Raw genomic sequence first — 19,306 nt, forward strand, 5'->3', positions numbered from 1 at the left:
GAAGGGGCAGAGTCCCTTCCAATACTACGCGTCAGTCCTCGGGCGAGGCGCGGAAGCGGCCGGGGGTGCGGGTCTTGGCAGGGGCCGATGGAATCGGCCACCCCTGATCTCAATGAGAGGATAAGGTCATGACCCACCAAATCCGTGTGACCCAGCTGTTTGACTGTGCCGACGTTGGAAAGACGTTTGTGGGTGAGGCACGGCGGCAGAACAAACCCTGGCGGATCATTCAAGGTCCCTGGACCCGCGGCGGGACGAAAGTAGCCTATTACCGGTTCCGCATGGAGCAGGCCGCGGCTTTCCCTCGGACCGAGGTATGGCACGTGAACATGGGTGGGCGGGCAAAGTGGGCGCGTGGGACTTTTTCCCGCCCTTATGCCCTGACTCTTCATGGCACTGACATCCGGGAGAACTACTGGCAGGACCAACACCACGCGGTGATCAAAGAAGACATCGATCGGGCCGGGCAGGTCTGGTACACGACTCCGGACCTGCGTGAGAAGGCCGAGCGGGCTCGGCCGGATGCCGAGTATCTTCCCGCCCCGTTGGATATGGCAGAACTTCCCGCCTGGGCTCCTGCGGCAAAACCCAAGGTCTTTTTCCCGTCTCGATGGGACGCCTCCAAAGGCGGCGATGCCCTGCTTCAGGCTGCCGCCGACGTGATATCCACAGTTGGTGCCTCCGGTGACGTGGACGTCGTCGGGCTTGACTGGGGGGACCGCGCGCCGGAGGCTGCAGCACTCGGCATCGATCTCATGCCCAGGATGTCCAAAGTCCTCTTCCTGCAGGAACTCGCCACTGCACATGTAGCCGTCGGGCAGGCGACGGGGATCCTGGGAGTGAGCGAACTGCAAGCCATGGGAATAGGAGTTCCGCTGGTTTTCGCCGACCCTTTTCCCGGTTACCCGGATGATCAGGCAATGGTCAGTGTTGCCCGCGCGGAGATTGCTCAGGCTGTGCGTGACAGCCTGGACGACCCGGAGGCGCTCTCCCAAAAGCTGGGTGGTCCCTCATACGTGTCGCAGTTCCACGGTGCGTCCACACTTCTCCCTAGGTTGGAGGCAGGCTACGCCAAGGTCTTAGGAGCCACAAAGTGAACAAGCCCCACCTGCTCTTTATCGCTTTTGCCTTTCCCCCCAGTACCGCATCATCCGTTTACCGCTGCACGGCGGTGGCCAATGCGTTCGCCGAGGACGGATGGGATGTCACGGTCCTCACAGTCGACCCGCAGGTCTGGTCCCAGATTTCGGGCGTGGATGAGAAGCTGGCGGAATCGGTCCACCCGGCCATCCGGGTTGTCGCAGTGGACGACGGCGGCGCGGAGGAACCGGCCAAGGGAGACGTGCGCCGGTACTCGCGGTTCAGGATTGAGGCTCCCTACCTCTGGAAGGATGCCCTGCGCCGCCGCAGCCGGCGGAATTTCCCCGAGGACTTCCACGGGGCGTGGCTGAAGCCCGCCAGCGAGGCCGCCCGAAGCGTCCACGCGGAGAAGCCCGTCGACCTGGTCATGGCCTCGGCCAGCCCGTACGTGGCATTTGGGGTTGCCCGGGCACTTGAAGGCGTCCCGTACGTCATGGATTACCGCGACGCGTGGGCTTTCAACACCATTTCCGGGGCCGAGGACTTTACCCCGGACAGCGCCGTGGGGAAGCGCGAAGCCGAGTACCTGAACGATGCCGCCCAGGTCTGGTTTGTGAACAGCCAGATCAGGGACGAATATGCCCGCCGCTACCCGGAGTCGGCCCACCTGATGCGGGTGGTGGCCAACGGCTTCGATCCCCAGCCCGGCCACGCCAGGCCGGCTGTGCAGCCCGCGCAACGCCCCAGCTTTGGTTACCTCGGCACGCTGCAGTACGTGAACATGCCGCTGCAGGAATTCTTGGACGGCTGGAGCGCCGCCTTCGGTCCGGACAGCCCGGAGGCCGAGGCAGTGTTCCGCGGGAAGCTGAGCGCATCCGGAGCAGCAGGCGCTGAGATTCTCGAGATCTTTGGGGCCGGGCGGCAGAATGGCCTCCGCTACGACGGGCCGATCTCCAAACGTGACGTCGCCGGGTTCTACGGAAGCATGGACGCCCTGATTCTCCTGCTGTCCAGCGGCAAATACGTGACTGGCGGCAAGACCACTGAGTACTTGGCCACCGGACTGCCGATCGTTTCCGTGCACGACATGGAGAACGCAGCCACGGACCTCCTCCGGGACTACCCACTGTGGTTCCCGGCGAAGGAACTCACCCCTGAGGGGATAGCCAATGCGCTGCGTGATTGCGCCGAGGCCTTGCGGGAGCCGGACGAAAAGCGCTGGGCCGCTGCCTGGGCCTACGGCCAGCAGTTCCTCCGCAGTACGATCCTGGAGCCGGTTATCGCCGAGCTGCGTGGTATCGCAGGGCATGGTGCGGCCACTCCGCAGCCGGCCACCGAAGAAAGGAGCCAGGCATGACTTCCGCCAAGCCGCTGCACGTGAGTATCGTCGTCGGGCGCAGCAGCCACCCGCAGGCCGTCATTGATGATCTGTGGAGCCGTGCCGTCGGCGCGGTGGGGCAGCAGGCCGGCCAGATGACAGGGACGGCCGTCTACGCACACAACGGTGACGCGACCGTCACGGCCGGGGACGACCGCCTGACGGTAGTGCCGCTGGCCAAGCCCCGCGGCGGCAGGCTCGGCTCCCTGGTGTCAGCCGCCGCAGGCAAGCCGGGCCCCGTTGGTGTTGCCGGACGGCTTCTTCGGGACAACTTCGAATCCCGAAGCCTCGCACGGACCCTCGCCGGCCGCGCGGACCTTCAGGAGAAGTTCCGGCGTTCCGACGTCGTTGTGGCGGCTGACCTCACCGCCGACCGCTCCGTCTGGCAGTTGCGCAACAAAACAGGTGCCGGGCTGGTGCACGGTCCCATCGCCATGCTGCATGCGCTTCGGGAGACACTGCGGAAGTGATCGTCCATCAGGCCCCGCCGATGAGTCCATGGCATGTCGCCTGTGGAATACTTGACGGGTGAGTCGAACCTGGATAGTCATACCCATGTACAACGAAGCGTCCGTCGTCGGTACCGTCATCGAGGGGCTGCGGAAGGAATTTCCGCACGTTGTTTGTGTTGATGACGGCAGCACCGACGGCTCGCAGGACATCGCCCGCCAGGCCGGCGCCGTAGTTGTCCAACACCCGGTAAACCTGGGCCAGGGGGCGGCGCTGCAGACAGGAATCGAGTATTCGCTGCAGGATCCGCAGCTGGACTGCATCGTTACTTTCGACGCCGACGGCCAACACCGCGTCGTTGACGCGCTGGCCATGGCCGACCGCATCCGCTCCGGGGAGGCGGACGTTGTCCTGGGTTCCCGGTTCCTCGATGACCGCACCAAGCTCTCGCCACTGAAGCGGCTGGTCCTGCGGACGGCTGCGGTGCAGTCCCGGATGTCCACGGGTATGGCCCTGACGGACGCCCACAATGGCCTTCGCGCGTTCAGCCCGAACGTCGCCCGGAACATCCATCTGCAGCAGAACCGGATGGCCCACGCCTCCGAACTTATCCATCAGCTAGCGGAGATGAACCCGCGCTGGGTCGAGCACCCGGTGGAGATCATTTACACGGACTATTCAAAATCCAAAGGCCAGTCGTTGTTGAACTCGGTCAATATCGTCGCTGACCTCTTCTTTAGGTGAAATTGTGCAGATCATTGTCCAGGTAGCCCTCGTCGTTGCCGTCATCATCGTGTCGTTGGCACTGATGCGCGGCGGCTCCAATGCCAGGCACCTTGCCATCCGCCGGATCATGCTGGTTCTTTTTGCCTGTGTGGCGGCGCTCTCCATCTTCTTCCCGGAGTTGTTGACCCGTGTGGCCCGGCTGCTCGGCATCGGCCGCGGAACCGACCTGGTGCTCTACGGCCTCATCGTGAGTTTCATGGTCTTCATGGCCACGACCTACCAGCGTTTCCGCCACATGGAATCCACCCTGACGAAACTTTCCCGCAGAATCGCCCTGGATGAGACACCACCGCCCACGCGCGACGAGCCCCTTGAGACCAAGGAAGCGGAGCCGGACCGGCGCCTGACCCCGCCGGCGCACGGAGGGCAGTAATGCCCATTGTGTCCGGCGGGACCCGGACTGCAGCTCCGGCTCCGGAAACCGCGCCCACGCGCGAATACGGTCTGGACATTCTCCGGATCGGGAGCATCTGCGGAGTGGTCGCGATCCACGTCTTCGGCTACGTGCTTGGCCGGGCACCACGCGAGAGCCGGCCATGGTGGATCGCCGTAGTGCTGGACGTGAGCTGGATCTGGGTTGTTCCCGTCTTCGTCATGATCTCGGGGGCGCTCATCCTAGGCTCAAGGATGGCGGCGGAACAGCCGGGCTTGTTCTACCGGCGCCGGGCAATGCGGCTGGTTCCCGCCGTCGTCGCCTGGAATCTTATTTATCTCGTCGGAGTACGGTTGTGGATGCGGGGCGAGGACCTGACCCCGCAGCGGACACTCCAACTGCTGGTCGACGGCTCGGTGTTCACGCAGCTGTACTTTCTCTGGCTTATCGCCGGGCTGTACGCGGTGGCCCCGGTGCTCGCCGGGTTCCTGCGCGGAGGCGGCCAGTCCCGGGCCGTGAAGGCGGCCGCGGCTTTTCTCGCCGCGTCGCTGCTCTTCTACATGTTTCCCGGTGTACTTGGCCTTTTCGGCGTCGCGAGTCCCGTCCGACTCAACTTCCTGACGCACTGGATGCCCTACGTGGGCTACTTCCTGGCTGGATACGCGCTGCGGAACGTCCGCCTCACCGGGACGAAGCTGACAGTGACCGCCATCGGAACTGCCGTTATCATCGCCGGAACGGTCTGGCACTACGGCAACAAGGGAGAATTCCGCCTTCTGGATGCCGTCGTTTCCGTCTCCTACCTCGGAATCGGCGTCGCCCTGGCGGCGCTAGGCGTATTTGTCGTGGCTCTGTCGCTGGCTTCCCGCCTAAGGGTAAAGCGGGCCGGAACGCCGCTGACGGTACTCTCGAACGCAACGTTCGGCGTCTTCCTCGTACATCTGGTCATTTTCGAAGCCATCCGGCTGCAGTTCCCGGCGGTGGCCTCCGGGATGTCTATCAAGGCTATGGGGCTCGCCTACGCGGCCACACTCGTGGGAAGCTTCGCCGTCTCGGCCGGTGCCCGCAAGGTTCCCGTGCTGCGGAGCATTTTCTAGGCCAGTCGGGGGCTCCTTGCCGTGCCGCCCGTGGCACGGGCATGTCCCTCAGGCCACTTTCCACCACAGGTGTCTGGGATAATGGCTCATATGACTGAGCTGCCCTCGCTGTTGATCCTGACCTTTTCACCCATTCGATCGGATCCCAGGGTCCTCAAGCAGGTTGAGTTGTTCAAGGGCAAGTACCGCGTGTCAACGTGCGGCTACGGCGATGCCCCGGACGGCGTGGACAACCATTTCGCGCTGCCCGCCGATTCCCGCGGGTGGCCTTCTGACAAGCTGGGCCTGGTCACGCGCCGCTACCCGCGCGTCTACAACGGGCTGACTGCGGTCTCGGCTGCGCGGGGCATCCTTCCGCGCGGCGAATTTGACGTTATTCTCGCCAACGACCTGAACACGCTTCCGCTGGCACTGGAGCTCCAGCCACGGCTGGGCGTACACGCCGACCTGCATGAATTCGCCCCCCGTGAAAAAGAGGATGACCTCAAGTGGCGGCTGTTCGTGGCACCGTTCATGCGCTGGCTATGCCGGCGATACCTTCCCTTGGCCGAATCGGTCACCACCGTATCCCAGGGAATTGCGGACGAGTACACCAAGGACTATGGTGTAGCGGCGGGCGTGGTAACCAATGCGGCCCCCTACTCCGAACGCGACGTCCGTGCCGTGGGAAGTCCGGTCCGCCTCATCCATAGCGCTGCGGGCCAGCGCTACCGCAAGCTCGAAAACTTCATTGACGCGATGCGTGACGCCCCGGATTGGCTGACGCTGGACATGATCGTGATGCCCAACGAACCGGACTATGTGGCTGAGCTGAAGGACAAGGCTGCCTCGGTGCCCGCCATTCGGTTCCGTGAGCCGGTGCCCTACAGCCAGCTCGTTTCCACCCTTAGCGAGTACGACGTTTCCCTGGTCTTCCTTCCGCCCACGAACTTCAACCTCAAAAATGCCTTGCCGAACAAGTTCTTCGAAGCCGTCCAAGCCCGCATCGGCCTCATCGTGGGCCCGTCGCCGGCGATGGTGTCCCTCGTGGAGCAATATGGCTTGGGGGCGGTGACCACTGATTTCTCGGCGGAATCGCTGCGGGCCGCCCTGCACGGGCTGACGCCCGAGAAGATTTCGCAGTGGAAGCGGGCTGCGGACGCAGCAGCCCGTCCACTCTCCGCCGAGACCCAGGTCTTGGCATGGCAGCAGGCCGTGGAGGACATCGTGACGAGCCAGACCGCAAGAGCCTGACCGGGGAGCGGCTCAGCCGAGGAGAAAAACAAAGGAAGGCGGCCTCCCCGATGATCACCGAAGAGGCCGCCGTCCTTTGGCGCAGAGGATTCTAACCTGCAGCCGACGAGTATGAGACGGTCGGTGCGGTCCCCAAAGATCCGGCATTGAAGGCGGCGCCCCACCGGCTTCCGGCCGCCACGGGGTAGTAGCGCAACTGCCCGGTGGACTGTAGCGCCATCATGCCCTTGCTGGCCGAACCAGCAAATCCCTGGGCCGCCGAGAACTGTCGGAACGCCTGCCAACCCGTTCCGACAGTCGGCCTGGTCTCCGTAATGAACCTGGCGGCGCCTGTTGAGCGGTAGAGCTTCATGGCGCCGGTGGAGTTGACGGCGAGCAGGTCCTGCTTTCCGTCCGAATCAAAGTCGATCATGGCCAGCTTGAGGCCGGACCAGCCGGCCCCGATACGGACAGGGGCGGCAACGGTTCCTCCCGCCGGGTTCGCCCAGTAATTCAGCGCCCCGTCAGCGCCGTACCCGACCAATCCCGGGTACCGGGACCCGGAAACCCATTTGCCGGCCACCAAGGTAGTCTGGCCAAAGCCAGACGGTGCGACCGTGACGGCGGCACCGAAGCCACCGGATGCTGAACCCGGGAAAAGGCTCAGTGCGCCGCTGGACCTTTGCGCGAGGACATCGGTCACTCCATCACCGTTCCAGTCCACGACATTCAGCGACTTCATGCCGGACCAGCCAACGCCAACCTGGTAAGCGTTCCCGAAGGATGAATTGCGGGCCGGACGGTTCCAGAGTCCGCCCGCGCCGTCGACTGTCAGTACATCTGCGCGACTGGTGATCGCCAGTTCGGGGGTGAGGAGCCCGCTTCCCGCGATGAGGAGCCCGTTCCAGCCGGACGGCAGCACTGACTTGGCGCCCAGGGTACCCGCAGCCAGCGGGTAGTAGCCCAGTTCACCCGTCCTGTCACGGGCAAGCAGGCCATTGGAACCGGCGGAGGCAAAGCCCTTGATAGGGCTGATGCTGTTTTTCGTGTTCCATCCCGTCGCCAGGAGCTGGCGGGCTTCGGCGATGAATGTGCCCGTCCCGCCGGAACGGTACAGCGTCATCCGGCCCAGGTAATCGATTGCCACAACGTCCTGGTTGCCATCACCGTCCGCGTCTGTCATGGAGACGTCCGTTCGCGCGAAACCTGAGCCCAGGGTGGTTGCAGCTGCGAGGGCGCCTCCCGAGGGGTTCGCGCGGAACTGGAGCGTGCCGTCGGCGGTGCGGATGACAAGGCCCGGATACTTTGAGGCCTTGAGCCATGGCCCGAACGTGAGATCTGCTCCGCCAAGTCCGGACGCCAGGACAGTCCTTGCGGCAAATCCTCCGGCCGCCAGTCCAAGCTGTACGCCCAGCTGCCCGGCTGTGTTCAACGTTGCCAGGTCCTGTATGTCGTCACCGTTCCAGTCAACGACGTGAACGGACGTCAGCCCGGTAAAACCGGCGCCGAGTTTGCTGGCGGTTCCCAGCGTTCCGGCTCCCGAGCTTCGCCGGTAGAGGTTGCCTGCGGCATCAACGGTGACGACGTCGGAGGCCGAGGTGATCGAAGGCGTAGCTACTGCGGGGGGAGCCGGGGCCGGAGCGGCGTTGATCGCTTCGCCGCCGGCAATAAGGTAGCCGGCCCAGCCAGTACCTATGGACGTGACCGGGCCCCATGTCGAGGTGCCGGGCACCGGGTAGTAGTAAAGCTGTCCGGCGGTGTTGCGGGCCATCAGGCCGTTGGTTCCGGTCCCCTTGAAATTCGTTGTAACAGTGACGCTCGTCATGCCGTTCCAGCCGCTGCCAATGGTCTTGCGGGGTTCGGAAATGAATGAGCCGGCGCCGTTCGTCCGGTACAGCAGCATCGCCCCGGCAGGGTTCTGGGCCAGGATGTCCTGGCTGCCGTCGCCGTCGAAATCGATCATGGTCAGGTTAATGCCGCCCCAGCCTTGGCTGACTGCCGTTCCTCCGCTGACACCAGCGCCGGACGTGTTGTTCCACAGCCGCAGGACACCGGAATCGTCTCGGCTGATGATCCGGGGATAATAGCTGCTGTTGAACCAATAGCCTATGGTCAGCTGGTAGTTGCCCCAGCCGGAGGCAGCGAGGACCGGTCCCGTCGCAAACCCGCCGCTGGCGATCCCCAGATAAACGTTGACCCGCCCCGTTTTCCATTGTGCCACCAGGTCCAGGACACCGTCGGCGTTCCAGTCGATGGCGTTGATGGACCGCAGCCCGGTCCATTCAACGCCGATCTGCCTCCGGGCGCGAAATGTCCCGCTTCCCGTTGCCGGATAGTCCCACAGGACACCGGCGGAGTCCGCCGCCACCACGTCGCCCAGAGAGGTGATGGACGGTGTTGGGACGGTGCCATCTGCCGTGGAAGCGAACTTCCGGAGGCTGGCAAGATCCCCGTTCCAGGCGTTGGAGTCGCCTGCGAAAGGCCCGGTGGAACTGTACTGCCAAACGCTGTAGGTGCCCCAGCCATTGGGCATCGATCCCACGTACCGCGAGTAGGAAGCCAGATGGAGAGGTTGGTTGCTGAAGGCGCCAGAATTGCCGGTGCACTGGGTCCACCAGTCGGTGGTCGTGTAGATCATGGGAAGCCGCCCGGTCCGGGCAAGGACCCTGTTGGAGAAGGCGGCGATCCAGTTGACCATCGCGCCCTGGCTCATGTTGTAGCAGGTGTTTCCCAGCGAAGGGTAGGGGTTGTACTCGATATCGAGAAGCGGGGGCATGGTCTTGCCATCACCGCTCCAGCCACCGCCGTTATTGACGAAGAAGTCGGCCTGTGCCGATGCCGTTGAAACACCAGGCAGGGCGAAATGGTAGGCGCCGCGGATCATTCCGGACGCCAGTGCTCCGCCGTACTGGGAACCGAAGGACTCGTTCGTGTACGTCGTCCCTTCCGTAGCCTTGACGTATGCAAAGCGCGCACCCATGCTGTATTGCGCCGCCCAGTTGACGGTGGCCTGATGGCTGCTGACGTCCAGGCCCTGCACGCCAGGTGCCATCCAGGTGTTTGCTGCCTCGGTGGAGATCGCGTTCACGGACGATGCGGTGGACTGCTTTGCGAACGTCGCGGCCCGGCGCTTGACCCCCTGCCCGAGGTAGGCGCCGTCTTTTCCGATCTCGGCGCGCAGGGAAGCCATGTCGATCTGGCGCGGTTCGGGCTCCGTGGCGGCAGTTGAGGGTGAGGCCGGCGCGGTCGAAGCCGGCACCTCGGGAGAGGGCGGAGGCGTCGGTGAGGCGGGGGCCGCCTGCACGGGAAGCCCGCTGCCAAGGCAGAGCAACGTGGAGAGGAGGGCTGTGCCGCTCAAGAGGGCAACGCGCCTTGCCTTCAAGGCGAGAGCCGCGGAGATTTTGCTATTCGGGGAACAATTCATGTGATACTCCGTAGCCTTCAAATTCCGGGCAGAGAGCCGGCTTGTGGCTGACGTCTTCGCCGTCTTGAGTCCCATCACGCCGGCGGCGATGTAGGCGGCCCATCCTAACACTGAAGGTGCTGATGTTACTAATGATGCTTCTGTGATCCCTGCAACCAAAGGGGATGCTGCTGCGTCCTGTGCGTCAGGCGCGGACCGGGACGTGCGTCTTAGTTAACGGCGCCGCCGGAACCCCGCATAAAATAAGGCCCATGAAGGTTTTGGTTACCGGCGGCGCCGGCTACATCGGATCACACACGGCCCTTTGCCTGCTCGAGGACGGACACGACGTCGTCGTGCTGGACAACCTCATGAACTCGAACATCGAGGCAGTCCGCCGTGTTGAAGAGCTCGCCGGCAAGAAGGTGGAGTTCCGCGAGGCCGACCTGCTCGACGCTGAGGCTGTCGACGAAGTCTTCGCGGAGGGCGGATTCGACGCCGTTATCCACTTCGCGGGCCTGAAGGCCGTCGGCGAGTCCGTGGCGAAGCCTCTCTGGTACTACAAGAACAATGTCGGGGGCACGCTCAACCTCCTTGAGAGCATGGAGAAGGCTGGTGTCCGGCGGCTGGTCTTCAGCTCGTCGGCCACCGTCTACGGAGCCTCGGAGCATGTTCCCCTGATCGAGAAGTCCCCGCTGGATGCAACGAACCCCTATGGCCGGACGAAAGAGCAGATCGAGGACATCCTGTCCGACTTGAGTGAGGCCGACCCGCGGTGGAGCATCGCGCTGCTGCGCTACTTCAACCCCGTCGGCGCGCACGAATCAGGCCGCATCGGAGAGGACCCCCACGGCATACCCAACAACCTCCTGCCCTTCGTTGCCCAGGTCGCGGTGGGCCGCCGTGAGAAGGTCATGGTGTTCGGCAACGACTACCCCACGCCTGACGGCACAGGGGTCCGCGACTACATCCACGTCATGGACCTTGCAGCCGGCCATCTGGCTGCGCTGAACTACCTGCAGACGAAGACGGGCTCCTTCCGCTGGAACCTGGGGACCGGCCGTGGTTCGTCCGTTCTGGAGGTCATCGACGCCTTCGGTGCGGCTGCAGGGCATCCTGTGCCTTATGAGTTTGCACCCCGGAGGCCGGGGGATGCGGCCGTGAGCTACGCCGATGCCTCGGCGGCCCTGGCGGACCTGGGCTGGTCCGCCCACCGTGACCTGGCGCAGATGTGCGCTGACCACTGGCGCTGGCAGAGCGCAAACCCCTACGGCTACGCCGGCAACGACTGAACTCTTTCCTGCGGGACTGCCCCGGCAGTGCGCGTATGGCAAACACAGTAGCCCCGGCGTCGCCTCATTGAGGGGACACGCCGGGGTTTTGTGTTCCGGGGATCCGCTTGTGCAGTGGCACTGGCACGGCACTCCGCACGTCAGAGCGCTGTTCCGGCGTGGGCCAACCTCAGCGAAACGGCCTGCGGCTGCGAATAACGTGAATCGCGCGAGATGTCCGAAAGGCACTCAGTTATCCACAATTGCGCTTTTTTCTCTGTATTCATCGCAGCCCATCCCTTAGCTTTAACCCAGATGTACTGCTTCCGCTGGGGGCGGCAGTCGTTCGGGGGAATTCATGGATGCAGTACGCATTGTCGAGGATGAAGTCCGGGAGCTGATCCGTCGGCGGGGACTCGATCCGTTGCACCAGACTGCCGAGGTCAGGCGGCTCGTGGAGGCGGCCGTCACCGACTATGACGAGCGCGCCCTCATGGGTCCGCTTCCGCCGCTCGGGCCACTGGAGTCAGCACGGCGGCATGTCTTTGATGCCGTGGCCGGGTTCGGTGCCCTCCAACCTTTGCTGGATGATCCGGGGATCGAGGAGATCTGGATCAATGCACCGACGGAAATCTACGTTGCCCGGAACGGCGAATCCGAACTTACCTCGCTGAGCCTGACGGACCAACAGGTCCGGGACCTGGTTGAGCGTATGCTGAAGAGCTCCGGCCGGCGGCTGGACATCTCATCTCCCTTCGTGGATGCGGCCCTGCCCGACGGGTCCCGCCTGCACGTGGTCATCCCGGATGTCACCCGGCGGCACTGGGCCGTCAATATCCGCAAGTTCGTTGTGAAGGCGACCCGGCTGGACCACCTCGTGGAACTGGGCACCCTGACACCGCAGTCCGGGCGCTTCCTGGGTGCCGCCGTCGCAAGCGGGCTCAACATCCTGGTCTCAGGTGCCACGCAGGCGGGAAAGACCACGCTGCTGAATTGCCTGGCAGCCAGCATAGGCAGCCGGGAGCGCGTCGTTACGGTTGAGGAGATCTTCGAACTGCAGTTTCCGCTGCGCGACGTTGTCGGCCTGCAGTGCCGGCAGCCCAACCTGGAAGGCGAGGGAGAGATCCCGCTCCGCCGGCTGGTTAAGGAGGCTCTCCGGATGCGGCCTGACCGCCTGGTGGTGGGCGAGGTCCGGGAAGCCGAGAGCCTCGACATGCTGATCGCCCTTAATAGCGGGCTGCCCGGAATGTGCACCGTCCACGCGAATTCAGCGCACGACGCCGTGACCAAGATGTGTACGCTCCCGCTGCTCGCCGGTGACAACATCTCTAGTGCCTTCGTGGTTCCCACCGTGGCGTCGTGCATCGACTTGGTGGTGCACTGCAGCCGCCTCGCGAACGGGCGAAGGCAGGTGACGGAAATTCTCTCCCTGGGCAGACGGGTCGAGAACGGAATCATCGAGTCCTCCATGATCTTTTCGATGATCGGCGGCCTCCTGGAACCGACGGCCAACACCATGCCGGCGGAGGAAAAGTTCTCGAGGGCCGGCTATGAGGTCGCGGCGCTTTTGGACCCGCGCTGATGGCCGCGCTGCTGGGGGTTCTGACGGGTGCCGGGCTGTTCCTCATCTGGTGGTCTGCCTGGGACCAGCCCGCACGCCCCAAGCGGGGACCGCGGACAAGCCGTCTCCATGACCTGCTGCTGTCTGCCGGGATTGAAAAGGTCACCGCCGCCGGGCTCATCGGCAGCTGCCTGGGCCTTGGTGCTTTTGCGACATTGGCCTTCTTCGCCGTGAGCAGGTCCTGGCCCATTTCGATTTGCTTCGGCCTGTTCGGTGGCTGGCTTCCCGTGGCAGTGGTGAAATGGCGGGCCAAGCGACGCGCCGCCGTCCTGCGCCGGGTGTGGCCTGACGTCGTCGATCACCTGCGATCGGCCATCCGCGCCGGGCTGTCGCTGCCCGAGGCACTGATCCAGCTGGGTGACAAGGGTCCCGAGGAGCTGCGGCACGTGTTCCGCGACTTTGGCTCGGATTACCGCTCAGGCGGCCAGTTCGACGCCGCCCTCAACAGGCTCAAGGAACGGCTGGCGGACCCCGTGGCCGACCGTATCATCGAGGCACTCAGGCTTACCCGGGAGGTGGGCGGCTCCGATCTCGGCAAGTTGCTCGGAACGCTCGCCGAGTTCCTGCGCGAAAGCGCCCGGACCCGGAGCGAGCTTGAGGCGCGGCAGTCGTGGACGGTCAACGCTGCGCGGCTCGCCGTCGCGGCCCCGTGGATTGTCATGCTGCTGCTGGTGAGCCGTCCGGAGGCCGTGGCTGCATATGACACCCCCATGGGGGCGGCCGTGCTGTTGGGAGGCCTGGTGGTGTCGCTGGTGTGCTACTCGGTCATGCTGAAGATCGGAGCCCTCCCGGAGGAAGAGAGGGTGTTGCGGTGACCACCGTGCCAGCAGCCGCCATCGTTTGCGGCACACTCCTCGGCGCCGGTCTCTGGCTCCTCCTGGTCAGGCTCCCGTTCATGCGGTCCGTCAGTTTCGTGGAACGCATCGAACCGCAGCTGAGGTCCCAAAACCTCGAATCGAGGCTCCTGCGGGCGGAGGAACGCGTGCTCACTCCGTTTGGTCCCCTCGAACGCATAGTCCGTCCGCTGATCAGGGAGGCCACTGCCAACCTGGCCCGGTTCAACCTCGGCTCCACAGCACTCAGCCGCAGGCTCGCCCAGGCGCGCATCGATAAGTCTCCTCTGGACTTCCGGGCCCAGCAGCTCTTTTGGGCTCTCTGCGCGTTCATCGCTGCCGTCAGCGTTATCGTGCTCGCAGCCCTGACCGGGAGGTTCAGTCCCGTCCTGGCCGTGGCGGTCTCAGTCGGCAGCGGTATCGGAGGCTTCCTCTTCCGTGACTACTGGCTGGGCGTGCAGATCAGGCGGCGGGAGGACCGGATGCTGGCCGAATTCCCGAGCCTGGCCGAAATGATTGCGCTCGCGGTGGGCGCAGGAGAAAGCGCCACCGGCGCCCTCGACCGCGTGTGCAGGACGGCCCGGGGCGAGCTCTCCAAGGAATTCAGCCGGGTCCTGGCAGAAACCCGGGCGGGAAAGCCCCTGGTGGAGGCGCTGCAGGAGTTTTCCGCCCGCACGGATCTGGGACCGCTCATCCGCTTTGTCGATGGCATCATCGTGGCGGTGGAGCGTGGAACGCCGCTGGCCGAAGTCCTGAGGGCCCAGGCCCAGGACGTCCGCGATACGGCCAAGCGCGAGCTGATGGAGTCCGCCGGCAAGAAGGAAATCGCAATGATGGTGCCGCTTGTCTTCGGCGTGCTGCCCCTGACAGTGGTGTTCGCCGTGTTCCCCGGAATAGCGGCACTTAGCCTCAATTTTTGACGCCGCTGTTCCGGCACCGCCGGCAGGGCCCCAACAAACAAAATAAACAACTCGGAGAAAAGGGAAGCACATGACATTCATGGCCAGGCACGGACTTGCACTTGTCGCCGCAATGGCGGCGCTGATCGGCCACTACTTGGCTGCGGTCCCGCGCCCCCGGAAGACTGCGGCATTCGAGGACGATCCTGAGCGCGGAGATGTGCCCGGATGGGTCATGATCACCCTCATGTCGGCGGTGCTTGTTGCCGCGCTGCTGGCCCTGGCCGGTCCTGCCCTCGAAGCCATGTTCAACCAAGCTATGGACACGGTCGGAAAGTAGCCCGTGGACGGGACCGGCGCGGACACCTCCGGGCGCGAGCGCGGTGCTGCTGTGGTCGACTTCGTGCTCGTGGGCGCTTTGCTGACCATCTTTTTTGTGTCCATCATTCAGCTCGCCCTCATCCTGCACGTCAGGAACACACTCATCGACGCCGCGGCGTCCGGCGCCCGGTACGGGACCCTGGCTGACCGCAGTGCCGACGACGCCCGGCGCCGCACCGGCGAACTCATCGGCACGGCGCTCAGCGCCGACTTTGCCCGCGACATCGAAACGCGCGAAGTCACGTTCCAAGGGCTGCGGACGCTGGAAGTGACGGTCAGGGCGCCCTTGCCGGTCATCGGTCTGATCGGTCCGCGCGAAGGGCTGGAGGTCACCGGACATGCCGCGATCACCGGCTGACCGCAATCCGCGGTGCCTCACCAGCAGCGTTGCGGGCAGGCTCTGCGAGGCGCTGTGCCTCGACAGCGAGGGGAGCCGCGGCCCCCTCGGTGCCCGCGGCCCCCTCGGTGCCCGCGGCACGCACGGCGCCTGCGTCCCTGAGACAGCCTGCCCCCCTGAGACAGGGAGCGGCGACGGGCAGCGGGGGAGTGCGGTCGTGGAGTTCACGTTCCTTGGGCTGCTCCTCATGGTCCCCGTGGTCTACTTCATCATCACGGTTGGCCAGATCCAGGGTGGCTCCTTCGCGGTGGTGGGAGCCGCGGACCAGGCGGCCAAGGTCTTCGTAACCCAGGCCGATGCATCGTCGGGCCGGGCGGCAGCAGAGCAGGCCACCATGGTTGCCCTGGCCGATTATGGCCATCCCACGGGGAACGCCAGCGTCGAAATCAGCTGTGACTCCGGCGACTGCATGGCGGCGGGCTCCGCGGTCACCGTCACCGTACGGCTCACCGTGCCTCTGCCTTTCGTGCCCTTCGGGGAAGCGCTTCGGCTCAACGCCAGCCAGCTGAGCGCTTCGGCCACCCAGGTTGTGGGCAGGTTCCGTTGACCCCACCTCCTGCAGGCCGCACCCCCGCCGGATCCGAGCGGACGGGCCGTGATGAGGACGGGCAAATGACGGTCCTCATCATCGGATTCGTCATGCTGGCCCTCCTGGTCAGTACCGTGGTCATGGCCGCGTCCAGCGTGTACATCGAGCACAAGAAACTCCTGTCGCTCGCGGACGGCGCCTCCGTGGCCGCCGCCGACTCCTACACCCTCGGCCAGGTCGAAACGGCCGGCGGCACTCCATCGGCGCTGCTGAACGGTGACAGGGTCCGGAACGTCGCCGCCGACTATCTCAGCCGCAACGGCGCCTTTGGCCGGGTCGACGGGCTGGCTGTCGCGGGCGGGACGGGGACTCCCGACGGCTCCACCGCTGTCGTCGTTCTCAGTGCCACCGTGCACCCGCCGGTGGTCAACTTCCTCATCCCGAACGGCATCACCATCGCAGCCTCGTCCACCGCACGCTCGCGGCTGACCCGTTAAGCCGGACGCCGGTCCCGCCGACACCCGGCGCCCAGCCACAGTCCGGCCGTTCAGGGCGGATAGCGTACGCTTAAACAACCATGGCTCAAATTGATTTTGCTGCAGAAATCCGCGCACTGCGCGGCACCTATACCTCCATCGAAAAGGTCACCGATGTCGAGGCGCTCAAGGAAGAGATCGCAGAACTGAGCGAGCGTGCCGGCGAGCCGAACCTCTGGGATGACCCTGCGGCTGCGCAGGTCATCACTTCGCGGCTGTCGCACCGCCAGTCCGAGCTGGAGCGCCTGAACACCCTGGCTGCCCGCATCGATGACCTTGAGGTGCTGGTGGAACTGGGCCAGGACGAGGACGACGCCGACTCCATGGGGGAGGCGGAGACCGAGCTGGAGTCCATCCGCAAGTCGCTGAAGGACCTTGAGGTCGTCACCCTGCTCTCCGGCGAGTACGACGAGCGCGAGGCCGTGGTCACCATCCGCTCCGGCGCCGGCGGCGTCGATGCCGCGGACTTCGCCGAGATGCTGCTGCGCATGTACCTGCGGTGGGCGGAGCGCCATGGTTACCCCACCACCGTCATGGACACCTCCTACGCGGAGGAGGCGGGCCTCAAGTCCGCCACCTTCGAGGTCAATGCGCCGTACGCTTTCGGCACGCTCAGCGTGGAAGCCGGAACACACCGGCTGGTCAGGATCAGCCCGTTCGACAACCAGGGGCGCCGGCAGACGTCCTTCGCCGCCGTGGAAGTCATTCCGCTCATCGAGCAGACCGACTCCATTGACATCCCGGACAACGAAATCCGTGTGGACGTCTTCCGCTCGTCCGGCCCCGGCGGCCAGTCGGTCAACACCACCGACTCCGCCGTCCGCCTGACGCACATCCCCACCGGCACAGTGGTGTCCATGCAGAACGAGAAGTCGCAGCTGCAGAACCGCGCCGCCGCGATGCGGGTGCTCCAGTCGAGGCTCCTGCTGCTCAAGAAGGAACAGGAAGACGCGGAGAAGAAGGCCCTGGCCGGCGACGTCAAGGCGTCCTGGGGCGACCAGATGCGCTCCTACGTCCTGAACCCGTACCAGATGGTCAAGGACCTCCGGACCGAGCACGAGGTGGGAAACACCACCGCCGTGCTGGACGGCGCCATTGACGACTTCATCGAAGCCGGCATCCGCTGGCGCACTGACAACCGCAACGCCGAACGCTAGCCGGCAGCGGCATCGGGCCCAATCCCGCGACACGCCCCTCTGACTCCCGCCTGAGCATGGCAGCCCGTGCGTATAGTCGAGAGGCCGGAGCTCTACTTCCCCCTAGCGAAAGCCCCCGCACCGGTTGCAGACCATGCCCTTAAAGCCGTGTCCTGCAGGGTTTTAGGGTCATGATCCGTTTCGAAAATGTCACCAAGGTCTACGACCAGAAAGCCAGGCCCGCCCTGGATTCTGTCAGCCTTGAAATTGACCGTGGTGAATTCGCCTTCCTCGTCGGCGCGTCAGGATCAGGCAAGTCCACGTTCCTGCGCCTGGTGCTCAAGGAAGACCGCGCCACGTCCGGCACTGTCTACGTCGCCGGCCAGAACGTAGCCAACATCTCCAGCTGGCGCGTGCCCCGCCTGCGCCGCGGAATCGGCGTGGTCTTCCAGGACTTCCGCCTGCTGCCGCAGAAAAACGTCTTCGCCAACGTCGCCTTCGCCATGCAGGTCATCGGCAAGAGCCGCAGCGTCATCCGCGACACCGTGCCGGAGGTGCTCAAGACGGTGGGCCTCGAGGGCAAAGAGAAGCGCATGCCCCACGAGCTCTCCGGCGGTGAGCAGCAGCGCGTGGCCATCGCCCGCGCCGTGGTCAACCGCCCCGGCATCCTGCTGGCTGACGAGCCCACCGGCAACCTGGACCCCACCACGTCCATGGGCATCATGGGCGTGCTGGACAAGATCAACCAGAACGGCACCACCGTGGTCATGGCCACGCACGACGACGACATCGTCAACGAGATGCGCAAGCGCGTTGTGGAGCTCAAGAACGGCAAAGTCATCCGCGACGAAGCCCGGGCCCTCTACACATCGATGATGCCCGTGGTCGGCCAGTCCCGAAGGCTCAAGGACGCCAGCGGCCGCGATGACGCTGCGGACGCCGGCGACCAGGCAGGGGAGGGCCGGCTGTGAGGCTTCAGTTCATCCTCGGCGAGATCGGCGGCGGCCTGCGGCGCAACCTGTCGATGGTGGTTTCCGTCATCCTGGTGACGTTCGTGTCCCTGACCTTCGTGGGCGCGGCCGGAATGCTCCAGCTGCAGATCAACCAGATGAAGGGTTACTGGTACGACAAGGTCCAGGTGGCCATCTTCCTGTGCGGTGAAGGGTCGACGGCGGCGGGCTGCGCTTCGGGACCGGTGACGGCCGAGCAGCAGGACAACGTGCGGAATCTGCTGAAGTCGCCAGCGGTGGCCCAGTACATCAACGACTTCCAGTTCGAGTCCAAGGACGACGCCTACAAGCACTTCAAGGAGCAGTTCTCGAACTCTCCCATCGTCGATTCGGTCACGCCGGACCAGCTTCCCGCTTCATTCCGGATCAACATGAAGGATCCGGAGAAGTACCAGATCATCAGCGAGACCTTTTCCTCCCAGCCGGGCGTGGAAACTGTCATCGACCAGCGGCAGGTCCTGGAGCGGCTGTTCTCCGTCATGAACGCGGCGTCCCTCGTCGCTGTGATCATCGCCGGCGTCATGACGGTGTGCGCCATCCTGCTCATCGCAACCACCATCCGGCTCTCTGCGTTCAGCCGGCGTCGGGAAACCGGCATCATGCGGCTCGTGGGCGCGTCCAAGACAGTGATCCAGCTGCCTTTCATCCTCGAGGGCGTGATCGCCGCTGTCATTGGGGCGGCCCTCGCGTCCGGAACGCTGTGGGCCGTGGCCCACTTCTTCCTCGGCGAATACCTGTCCAAGCAGTATCCGGACACAGCGTTCATCTCGCCGGCGCAGACCCTCCTCCTTGCCCCGGCCCTCGTCGGGCTTGGTGTTGTTCTGGCAGGCACTTCATCTCTGCTCACGCTCCGCCGATACTTGAGGGTGTAGGCCATGCTCACCGAAGGAATGCCCATGATGAGTTCCGGCAGG

The 19,306-nt window shown here is 64.8% G+C and carries 19 protein-coding genes; 18 read left to right on the forward strand and 1 reads right to left on the reverse strand.

The features are described 5' to 3' along the window. The first annotated feature begins 128 nt into the window (after positions 1–128). From ACFVTE_RS05345 to ACFVTE_RS05375, 7 genes are all read left to right on the forward strand, one after another. Entirely contained in the window at positions 129–1,097 is a 969-nt protein-coding gene (locus ACFVTE_RS05345; RefSeq protein WP_387097871.1) for a hypothetical protein, read from the forward strand. Continuing rightward, positions 1,094–2,437, forward strand: a complete 1,344-nt coding sequence (locus tag ACFVTE_RS05350) for a glycosyltransferase (protein ID WP_387097874.1) — start codon at positions 1,094–1,096, stop codon at positions 2,435–2,437. The genes ACFVTE_RS05345 and ACFVTE_RS05350 overlap by 4 nt, the downstream gene beginning before the upstream one ends. Continuing rightward, a complete protein-coding gene (locus tag ACFVTE_RS05355; RefSeq protein WP_387097877.1) occupies positions 2,434–2,928 on the forward strand; it encodes a hypothetical protein in 495 nt (164 codons plus the stop codon). The genes ACFVTE_RS05350 and ACFVTE_RS05355 overlap by 4 nt, the downstream gene beginning before the upstream one ends. 85 nt (positions 2,929–3,013) lie before the next feature. After that, on the forward strand, positions 3,014–3,652 hold the full coding sequence (locus ACFVTE_RS05360; protein WP_387097880.1) for a glycosyltransferase family 2 protein: 639 nt from the start codon (positions 3,014–3,016) through the stop codon (positions 3,650–3,652). Positions 3,653–3,656: 4 nt separating this feature from the next. Beyond that, complete coding sequence (locus ACFVTE_RS05365) at positions 3,657–4,067, forward strand: DUF2304 domain-containing protein (protein WP_387097883.1); 411 nt, start codon at positions 3,657–3,659, stop codon at positions 4,065–4,067. Beyond that, positions 4,067–5,164 (forward strand): acyltransferase, encoded by a 1,098-nt coding sequence (locus ACFVTE_RS05370; protein ID WP_387097886.1) that lies wholly within the window; start codon positions 4,067–4,069, stop codon positions 5,162–5,164. Before ACFVTE_RS05365 ends, ACFVTE_RS05370 begins: the two co-directional genes overlap by 1 nt. Positions 5,165–5,254: 90 nt before the next feature. Beyond that, positions 5,255–6,397, forward strand: coding sequence for a glycosyltransferase (locus ACFVTE_RS05375; RefSeq protein ID WP_387097889.1), 1,143 nt, complete (start codon positions 5,255–5,257; stop codon positions 6,395–6,397). Positions 6,398–6,488: 91 nt separating this feature from the next. Here the strand turns inward: ACFVTE_RS05375 and ACFVTE_RS05380 are convergent, their stop codons facing one another. Continuing rightward, entirely contained in the window at positions 6,489–9,734 is a 3,246-nt protein-coding gene (locus ACFVTE_RS05380) for a GH25 family lysozyme (protein ID WP_387097892.1), read from the reverse strand. A gap of 317 nt (positions 9,735–10,051) precedes the next feature. On the opposite strand from ACFVTE_RS05380, the gene galE reads away from it, so the two are divergent. The 11 genes from galE (at position 10,052) to ftsX (ending at position 19,264) form a co-directional block, all read left to right on the forward strand. Beyond that, positions 10,052–11,071, forward strand: a complete 1,020-nt coding sequence (galE, locus tag ACFVTE_RS05385) for a UDP-glucose 4-epimerase GalE (protein ID WP_387097895.1) — start codon at positions 10,052–10,054, stop codon at positions 11,069–11,071. 337 nt (positions 11,072–11,408) lie between these two features. Continuing rightward, positions 11,409–12,632 carry a CpaF family protein gene (locus ACFVTE_RS05390; RefSeq protein WP_387097897.1) on the forward strand — a complete coding sequence of 408 codons (1,224 nt, stop codon included), beginning with the start codon at positions 11,409–11,411 and terminating at the stop codon, positions 12,630–12,632. After that, entirely contained in the window at positions 12,632–13,486 is an 855-nt protein-coding gene (locus tag ACFVTE_RS05395; protein ID WP_387097900.1) for a type II secretion system F family protein, read from the forward strand. Before ACFVTE_RS05390 ends, ACFVTE_RS05395 begins: the two co-directional genes overlap by 1 nt. Next, complete coding sequence (locus ACFVTE_RS05400) at positions 13,483–14,424, forward strand: type II secretion system F family protein (RefSeq protein ID WP_387097903.1); 942 nt, start codon at positions 13,483–13,485, stop codon at positions 14,422–14,424. The genes ACFVTE_RS05395 and ACFVTE_RS05400 overlap by 4 nt, the downstream gene beginning before the upstream one ends. A gap of 112 nt (positions 14,425–14,536) precedes the next feature. Next, on the forward strand, positions 14,537–14,743 hold the full coding sequence (locus ACFVTE_RS05405) for a hypothetical protein (RefSeq protein ID WP_387098334.1): 207 nt from the start codon (positions 14,537–14,539) through the stop codon (positions 14,741–14,743). 3 nt (positions 14,744–14,746) lie between these two features. Continuing rightward, a complete protein-coding gene (locus ACFVTE_RS05410) occupies positions 14,747–15,142 on the forward strand; it encodes a TadE family protein (RefSeq protein ID WP_387097906.1) in 396 nt (131 codons plus the stop codon). After that, positions 15,123–15,728, forward strand: a complete 606-nt coding sequence (locus ACFVTE_RS05415) for a hypothetical protein (protein WP_387097909.1) — start codon at positions 15,123–15,125, stop codon at positions 15,726–15,728. The genes ACFVTE_RS05410 and ACFVTE_RS05415 overlap by 20 nt, the downstream gene beginning before the upstream one ends. A 65-nt stretch (positions 15,729–15,793) precedes the next feature. Next, positions 15,794–16,207, forward strand: coding sequence for a pilus assembly protein TadG-related protein (locus ACFVTE_RS05420; RefSeq protein ID WP_387097912.1), 414 nt, complete (start codon positions 15,794–15,796; stop codon positions 16,205–16,207). Between the two features lie 80 nt (positions 16,208–16,287). Then, entirely contained in the window at positions 16,288–17,403 is a 1,116-nt protein-coding gene (prfB, locus tag ACFVTE_RS05425) for a peptide chain release factor 2 (protein ID WP_387097915.1), read from the forward strand. Positions 17,404–17,573: 170 nt separating this feature from the next. Beyond that, the gene (gene ftsE / locus ACFVTE_RS05430) at positions 17,574–18,353 is read left to right on the forward strand and encodes a cell division ATP-binding protein FtsE (protein ID WP_387097918.1); all 780 of its coding nucleotides are present in this window, start codon (positions 17,574–17,576) and stop codon (positions 18,351–18,353) included. After that, positions 18,350–19,264: a permease-like cell division protein FtsX gene (gene ftsX / locus ACFVTE_RS05435; protein ID WP_387097921.1), complete on the forward strand. Its 915-nt coding sequence runs from the start codon at positions 18,350–18,352 to the stop codon at positions 19,262–19,264. Before ftsE ends, ftsX begins: the two co-directional genes overlap by 4 nt. Positions 19,265–19,306: the final 42 nt, after the last annotated feature.

It is taken from the genome of Arthrobacter sp. NPDC058097, assembly GCF_042884885.1.
In the GTDB taxonomy this organism is placed as follows: domain Bacteria; phylum Actinomycetota; class Actinomycetes; order Actinomycetales; family Micrococcaceae; genus Arthrobacter.

Coding starts and splice junctions, on each gene's coding strand:
- ftsE (WP_387097918.1), top strand. CDS start 17,574: ATGATCCGTTTCGAAAATGTCACCAAGGTCTACGACCAGAAAGCCAGG.
- ACFVTE_RS05405 (WP_387098334.1), top strand. CDS start 14,537: ATGGCGGCGCTGATCGGCCACTACTTGGCTGCGGTCCCGCGCCCCCGG.
- ACFVTE_RS05345 (WP_387097871.1), top strand. CDS start 129: ATGACCCACCAAATCCGTGTGACCCAGCTGTTTGACTGTGCCGACGTT.
- ACFVTE_RS05375 (WP_387097889.1), top strand. CDS start 5,255: ATGACTGAGCTGCCCTCGCTGTTGATCCTGACCTTTTCACCCATTCGA.
- ACFVTE_RS05390 (WP_387097897.1), top strand. CDS start 11,409: ATGGATGCAGTACGCATTGTCGAGGATGAAGTCCGGGAGCTGATCCGT.
- ACFVTE_RS05415 (WP_387097909.1), top strand. CDS start 15,123: ATGCCGCGATCACCGGCTGACCGCAATCCGCGGTGCCTCACCAGCAGC.
- ACFVTE_RS05420 (WP_387097912.1), top strand. CDS start 15,794: ATGACGGTCCTCATCATCGGATTCGTCATGCTGGCCCTCCTGGTCAGT.
- ACFVTE_RS05360 (WP_387097880.1), top strand. CDS start 3,014: ATGTACAACGAAGCGTCCGTCGTCGGTACCGTCATCGAGGGGCTGCGG.
- ACFVTE_RS05370 (WP_387097886.1), top strand. CDS start 4,067: ATGCCCATTGTGTCCGGCGGGACCCGGACTGCAGCTCCGGCTCCGGAA.
- ACFVTE_RS05355 (WP_387097877.1), top strand. CDS start 2,434: ATGACTTCCGCCAAGCCGCTGCACGTGAGTATCGTCGTCGGGCGCAGC.
- prfB (WP_387097915.1), top strand. CDS start 16,288: ATGGCTCAAATTGATTTTGCTGCAGAAATCCGCGCACTGCGCGGCACC.
- galE (WP_387097895.1), top strand. CDS start 10,052: ATGAAGGTTTTGGTTACCGGCGGCGCCGGCTACATCGGATCACACACG.
- ACFVTE_RS05395 (WP_387097900.1), top strand. CDS start 12,632: ATGGCCGCGCTGCTGGGGGTTCTGACGGGTGCCGGGCTGTTCCTCATC.